At 48.4% G+C, this 6752-nt stretch carries 9 protein-coding genes; all 9 read left to right on the forward strand.

Features of this window, described 5'->3' with window-relative positions; translation table 11 throughout:
* The first annotated feature begins 531 nt into the window (after positions 1-531).
* The 9 genes from PG899_RS23460 (at position 532) to PG899_RS23495 (ending at position 6700) form a co-directional block, all read left to right on the forward strand.
* The gene (locus PG899_RS23460) at positions 532-786 is read left to right on the forward strand and encodes a hypothetical protein (RefSeq protein ID WP_210538636.1); all 255 of its coding nucleotides are present in this window, start codon (positions 532-534) and stop codon (positions 784-786) included.
* Position 787: 1 nt separating this feature from the next.
* Entirely contained in the window at positions 788-1807 is a 1020-nt protein-coding gene (locus PG899_RS23465) for a trypsin-like serine protease (RefSeq protein WP_210538635.1), read from the forward strand.
* A gap of 267 nt (positions 1808-2074) precedes the next feature.
* Complete coding sequence (locus PG899_RS23470; protein ID WP_210538634.1) at positions 2075-2452, forward strand: RAQPRD family integrative conjugative element protein; 378 nt, start codon at positions 2075-2077, stop codon at positions 2450-2452.
* A 338-nt stretch (positions 2453-2790) separates the two neighbouring features.
* Complete coding sequence (locus PG899_RS23475) at positions 2791-3108, forward strand: DUF2976 domain-containing protein (RefSeq protein WP_216945325.1); 318 nt, start codon at positions 2791-2793, stop codon at positions 3106-3108.
* Between the two features lie 54 nt (positions 3109-3162).
* Positions 3163-3504: a DUF2976 domain-containing protein gene (locus tag PG899_RS23480; RefSeq protein WP_216945323.1), complete on the forward strand. Its 342-nt coding sequence runs from the start codon at positions 3163-3165 to the stop codon at positions 3502-3504.
* 10 nt (positions 3505-3514) lie between these two features.
* Positions 3515-3913: a DUF3487 family protein gene (locus tag PG899_RS24325; RefSeq protein WP_210537813.1), complete on the forward strand. Its 399-nt coding sequence runs from the start codon at positions 3515-3517 to the stop codon at positions 3911-3913.
* Between the two features lie 2 nt (positions 3914-3915).
* Positions 3916-4569 (forward strand): DUF2895 family protein, encoded by a 654-nt coding sequence (locus PG899_RS23485; RefSeq protein ID WP_210537810.1) that lies wholly within the window; start codon positions 3916-3918, stop codon positions 4567-4569.
* Positions 4569-5501 carry a TIGR03749 family integrating conjugative element protein gene (locus tag PG899_RS23490; protein WP_210537808.1) on the forward strand — a complete coding sequence of 311 codons (933 nt, stop codon included), beginning with the start codon at positions 4569-4571 and terminating at the stop codon, positions 5499-5501. Before PG899_RS23485 ends, PG899_RS23490 begins: the two co-directional genes overlap by 1 nt.
* Positions 5498-6700: a hypothetical protein gene (locus tag PG899_RS23495; protein ID WP_270697779.1), complete on the forward strand. Its 1203-nt coding sequence runs from the start codon at positions 5498-5500 to the stop codon at positions 6698-6700. The genes PG899_RS23490 and PG899_RS23495 overlap by 4 nt, the downstream gene beginning before the upstream one ends.
* Positions 6701-6752: the final 52 nt, after the last annotated feature.

Genomic DNA, 6752 nt, shown 5'->3' on the forward strand with positions numbered 1-6752 from the left:
CGGTAGGGCCCCTGGTGCCGGCCGGTGGCCACCCGGGCGGCAGGGATAGGCCTTGGGCTCGCCGGCCGCGGTGATGCCTCTGTTCTGGCCGGTGGTCACCCGGACGGCAGGAATAGGCCTTGGGCTCGATGGCCGCGGTAGGGCCCCTGGTGCCGGCCGGTGGCCACCCGGGCGGCAGGGATAGGCCTTGGGCTCGCCGGCCGCGGTGATGCCCCATGTTCTGGACGGTGGCCACCCGGAAGCTTGAGATAGGCCTTGTGTTCTCCGGCGGCGTAAAGGACCTTTGTGCCGAGCAGCTGGTAGAGGCCACTAGCGCGGATCTCACCAGACACCGAGTGGCAGGGTGCTTATAGACTGCCGAGGAAGCCACACCATGGGCAATCGGCGAATAGCCTATGGGCATCTTGGCAGTCAGGGTTCATCAGTAATTCAGAGGGAGCAAATGAAGCCAAAAACTGAAATTAAATGTTGACTATGTATGATGATAGTCATATTCTATTTCTGCGGATCAAAATCTAGGAGTGGGGCAAAGTGAAAAAGCTACTGCTAATGGATGAAAAATATATTCGTTTGTTGATTGAAAACACTAAGAGTACAAACCCAGCGGTTGCTGATGCGCTGGTAGATCATTTACTTTATGGTCTTGCACAAGAGCAAACAGCTAAGAAATACGGCCTTTCCTCTCAATCACAAGTGTCAAGGCTAAAAGGAAGTGTAATAAAACTGGATAATCTAATTAGAACGTCACTGGCAATGAAAGATAAATTTGAACAAAATAAGGGATGATATGAAAAAGACTGTTGTTGCCGCGCTGCTTATGTCTGCAATTACGCCTGCTCACGCCATTTTCAATGGCGCAGAAATTAACTCACCTGAGTTTGTGCGGGTGGGTGGGACTTGCTCTGGGACCGTAATCGCTGGGAAATGGGTTGTAACAGCGGCCCACTGTGGTGATCTGACAGGCCAGACTGTCAGTAACATCGATGTAAGTGTGGCGAATATTAAGCGCACAGTAATTCATCCTATGCATGATGGCAGCGTGCCGCGTGTATATGATGTTTCATTGCTGGAGCTGGATAAAAAAATGCCGGCAACAGCAAAAGTTATTAACACAGAACCAGCGGTCGGCTCTACCCAGTTAATTGCTGGCTGGTCTAGCCTCTCTGGTGGAAAACTGAAAGGTGCTTCAAATGTGACTGTAGGTAAAGCAGACGCAAGATGGTCACCAGATGCTTACGAACTGAAATATGACACCGTAAACGGGATTGGTACTGGCACCTCGCAGCCCGGTGACTCCGGCGGTCCTTGCTATAACGAAGCTGGGGTTTGGGGGGTAATTCAAGGTTCTGCTGGTCAAGGTGATGGAACTTTCATTCAATCGTGCCAAGCGTTCTATAAAGCAGAAACCACTGCATGGATGCTTGAAACAATCGCTGCATGGTCTTATCCGGTCGAGGTGAAGGGCGAGGGGAGTGTTACGATCAAGGTGCAGTCCTTCCACAAGGACCCGGAAGTTTTCGCCCCTTATACCGAAGGGGATCTCGCAATCGAATCGAATACCTGCAAAAGCGGGACGGCCGCCCCTCTTGAGGAGTGCACAGTTGTTGTGAAGGGAAGCGGCAAGTTGTTCATTACAGGTAACGATCCGGTTGAGGTGAATAAAAAGACAACGCCTGTCACTCCGACTCCGGAGCCTACAGAAAATGGTGGTGGTGGTGGTGGTTCAACCGGCCCAGTTGGCCTGATAGGGCTGGCACTGGTAGCAATGGCACGTCGTTTCATAGCTAAGCAAGCCGCAAGTAGTTGATACCTACTGGTAAAAATGGCAATTTGCAATGAGGGAGGCTAAGGCCTCCCTTTTTTATTGATAGATCTTTAAGATGCGAAGCATCGAAGGCTCTTGCCACCCCAGCCAGAAAACCCCCTCATTTTTAAGCGCTCATTTTATCCCAAGGCCCCGAGTTAGAATCCCATTGTGGATAGTTGACTGACAAACATGCCACGCCTCAAAGACCGCACCACTGGGACCTAGCACTTTACGGTGTCACGGATCCAAGCAAATGGAGAGTGTTGAGTGAGATTGTTGAAGACGGTGATCAGCGTTGGGGTGTTAGCCCTTTTTTCCACAGCATCGGTAGCTGATGCCTGGCAAGAGCGTGAGATCCTGAGCCGTGTCCGAGAGCAGTTGATTCGGGTAAACAAGTTGCTCGACGAAGCTGAGAACGCGGGCATGAATAACCAAAGTCGGCTACGTATGGAGTATGGAAGCATTCGTGCCGACCTAAGCACCGTCGAAGACGGGATCTTGCAATACCTGTCTGCACCCATGGATCCGGCAGCCATAGTCCCCCTGGATGGTGGCTACACGGATTACCAAAGAGCGCATGCGTTACCCCGGCCGGACGCAAATTTGTCTCGCGAACGCGCATTACCAATGGGGTATAAGAAATGAGCGCATCTTGTTCAGGTGGAAATGTATCTCAATGCATGGCTGCTGTCGGAGCTAATTCCACATTCAGCCAAACATCAATTTTGCTTCAAGGTAGTATGTACGCGGCTGCATTCATATTTATTCTGTTCGTAGCCTATGCCTGTTATCAAGGATTGGGGACTGACAAGGTAACATATTATGGAATGTTCAAGGCTGTTATTACCGCCGTAGTTTTGAGCGCATTGATATTGCTGGTTGTTCAAGCAATTGTGCATTAATAAATTTAAGTGAGGAGTATAGGGATGCCAATGAAAAAGGTTAGTAATAGACTGAGGGGGGCGTGTCTTATGGTTGCTCTCATGGCCAGCGAGGCTAATGCGGTTGGCCTACCCACGATAAATGCCCCAGGAGGCTCAGCTAGTAATGATCCATTCACATTGATAGTAAACCTCTTTAAGTGGGGGCTTACAGTCATTGCTTTTCTACTGGTAGCGCTCATGTTTATTACCGTCGTAAAAAACGGTTGGCAAAAATACCACCAACTGGGGGAGGAGAACAGTAAGGTGACTTGGCGTGACTTGGCGAGCAACCTGGTTGCCGGGGCGTTGCTGATCTGTCTTGGTGTTGCAATGGCCAATTATGCGGTTGGTGTGTTCGGCGCGAGTGCTATTAGCTAATTCGAAAATATATAATAGGCAGGTATTACCTGCCTATTAAATGGGGATAAGTGAATGAAAAGGCTTTGTACGCAGGCTTGTAGCCTTGCAGTGATTTCCTTCCCTGCTGGTGCTGTGGGTATACCAACAATAACTCCTCCTAATGGAAATGGCGCCGGTGAAAATCCACATAATCTTGTTATCAGTCTTGTCTTGTTGGGTGTGAACCTTTTAGTCATGCTGCTCATCGTAGCTCTTCTGTTAACTGTTGCGAAGAACGCATGGCAAAAGTATCACCAGATCGGCGAGCAAGGTAGCAAGGTTACATGGCGTGATCTGGTAAGCAATATCGTGGCTGGTGCACTTTTGGTTGCGCTCGGGATATCACTGGGCGTGATGGCACTTAATATATTATAGGGCTGTGAAAATGGGGCGAGAGCACACTATACAGACTACCTTAGAGCGGCTTGATAAAAAGCCAGCTCTATGGAAAGGGTTAACAATAGATGAGTTGCTAATTGTTACATGCACAGCAATTGTGATCTGTTGTAGTACAAGTGCAATTGTTTTTTCACTGTTAATTAGCGAAGGGCTAATAGGATTTGTTATTGGGATGATTGTAAGCCTTGGCGTAATCCCCCTTGTAGCAGGGAAGATAGAATCAGCCAAAAAGAGGCATGGTCCCTTGATGTGGCTCAAGTTAAAACGATACACCCAAAAACGTGGCTGGATGAAATTTGACGGGATGATGACAGATAAAATCAAGTGGGACACTCGTCTGTCAAAGAGTAAAAATATTAACTACATTGGCCCGGTAAGGAAGTAATAATGAACAATGTGTTTGGTCGTAATAAAGGTAGGGCGAGAAATGCATTGGATAGAAGCGATGCTAGGGTTAAGGACTGGCAGCTCATATCAGGAGTTTTACTATTGATCCTGATAGCTCAGATAGTCTTAAGTGCACTCCGCCAGAATGATATTACTGTGCACATTCCCCCTGATTTATCGGCCGGCGCACAGTTTGATAGCAACACCATCCCCAAGCCCAATGTATACCTTTTCGCAAGTGAAGTTGTGAGGTCTATAAACTATTGGAAAAAAAATGGCGACAAGGAAATGCCAGAGAATCTGAACCGTTATGCTTGCTATATTTCTGAGAGCGTGAAAAGCGAACAACTCGCTTTGCACGCTCTCCGTGTTAGCGATGGTCAGTCTGCAAATAGAACTCGACGATTAAGCGAAATTACAGATCTAAAGGATGTTGAAGGATCAGTGTCTTTTGTTGGCGCGGGAATTTGGGATGTTGATTTGGACTTGCGTCTGATCGAATCGTTAGAGGGAACCCCAGTAAAGGATCACGCTCTTCGTTACCGTGTCCGTGTTGCTGCTGACAACTCTGGATCTGTGTGCAACCCATTCAACATGCGAATCACTGCCATTAATCAACCTCTTCGAATTGAGTTTGAGGGGGGAGCGCAGTGATGAAAATAAGTATCCTTGCGTCAAGCTTAGCGCTAGTTATGTCCTGCTCCGTATTTGCAGTAGAGCCAATTGAATGGCGTAGCAAGCCGATCAAGATCCCACTGCAAGTTGGAGAACAACGCCTCATACATTTCCCGGACCACGTTGTATTTGGACGACCTCGATCGCTAGCAGACAAACTCGATGCGGACAGTATGCAGGGAACCCTCTACTTAACAGCCCAGGATGAGTTTGCTCCGACCCAGGTGAAGGTGAAGTTGAATGACTCAGGAGACATTGTATTGCTCGAGCTCGTTGCAGTGCCAAAGGCTGGTGCTCCGCTCGATGAAGTGCTGATCTCCGTGCCAGGGTCCGAGGCCGGTACCGGTGCGGCTGCGGAGGCCATCTCGGGGACAGGTACCGGCTCTCAGAAGTCGGCACCTGTTGATGACAATCCCCTTGCAGGTACACCATTCGACACATCTGGAGATGCCGCAATTTCTCCAGAGGAAATGATCCAGTTTGCAGCTAGGGAGTTTTATGCCCCACCTCGTTTACGAACCAACGACCAAAGATTAAATCGAACAGCACTTAATAGTGCGGAAGATATGAGAGATCTATTTATCGATACCTCATATGGTATTTTCGATGCAACTCCAATAGCAGCTTGGCAAAGCACTTCCGGTCAGTATTTGACTGCTATAAAATTGGTTAACCGTAAATCGTCCCCGGTCAAAGTAAATCCCTTTCATTTGAATATGCAATATTCCTATGCTGCCGCACAACATATCCAGCTGAATCAGAATAACGTACCTGGAGACACTACCATGCTTTATGTAATCTCCGACCGCCCCTTTAGTGACTCCCGGTATGAAAGCCCTGCTCCATGGGCTCCTGTGGCGTCATCACAACCAGCTGTGAATCAGTATCACCGCCAGGGGAGCAATAAATGAGTGGTGTAATGGTAGGGGAAAACCCAATGCTCAAGATTGGCGCTGGAGCGGTGTTAGTGGGCGCCATCGTAGCTGGATACGCGGCCTTCACCGCTCCAGAGAATAACCATGCTGACACTATTAAAGCGGAGCAGGGGGAGGGGGAGGGAAAGGTTACCATTGACCGCAGGCACACACGCCTTGGTGCTGACGCGGATACGCCAGAAACATCTGTTGAAGCACTAGCTAAAGCAGTAACAGACTTGAGCTCTCGCTTAGTACAGGTTGAAGAAGGGAAGAATACTTCAAGGAATTCACCGCCTCCAGTTGCACCGCCCATGGAGGCCGATAGCCCGACTGTTTTAGCGCTGAAGCAAAAGATCGAAGAGCTGGAGATGAAGCTGTCGACCAAAGAGAATTCAGAACCACAGCAGCCGGCGGCGACTGAAACGGTCGTGGACCCTTATCCAGAGCGAACCCAACCAGGGAAAGATTTCGGGTTGGAACAAGATGAAACGCCTGCAGGTAATGGAAGAAAAACCATTGACTTGCCTACGGTGCCAAACCTATTTAACCCAAATGGGAGCGGATCACAATCTGTTGGCCCTATATCACTGCCTGCTGATGGAGACGAGAGTTTGGAGTGGATTGTACCATCAGATGCTCAGCGAGTCGTTGATGAACAGACTGGGAAAGACGTACTCAAATACCCTAAGTTCAAAGGCTCCGGTTATCGGAATCTGCACACATCAAAGGGTACCAACTCAAACCTTATGACACTCTCTGATGATGAGAAAAAGGATAGCTTGATACCAATTTATACAATTCCAGAAAACTCCAGTTTTCTCGGTTCTGTAGGCGCTACAGCATTGATAGGTCGAGTTCCACTTAATAATCAAGTAACTGATCCATTCCCATTCAAAGTTGTAGTAGGCCAAAAAAACCTGGCTACCAACGGTATCAAAATCCCAAACCTTCAAGGGATGGTAGTATCCGGCTTAGCAAGAGGAGACTATACCTTAAAGTGTTTATATGGACAGATTAACAGCGTCACCTACACCTTTACTGATGGGACCATTCGCACTGTTTCTAGCAAAGGTAAGGAAGAAGGAGGGATAGGATATTTAGCTGATTACCAAGGTGTACCTTGCATATCTGGTAAGTACATTACTAACTTACCCTCCTATCTAGCTCAGACCTGTCTCTTGATCAGATCTTGATCCCCTGCGCCATCAGATCCTTGGCGGCAAGAAAACCCTCCATTTTACTTTG

Origin of the sequence: Aeromonas sp. QDB39, assembly GCF_027707585.1 — a bacterium.
Lineage (GTDB): Bacteria > Pseudomonadota > Gammaproteobacteria > Enterobacterales > Aeromonadaceae > Aeromonas > Aeromonas hydrophila.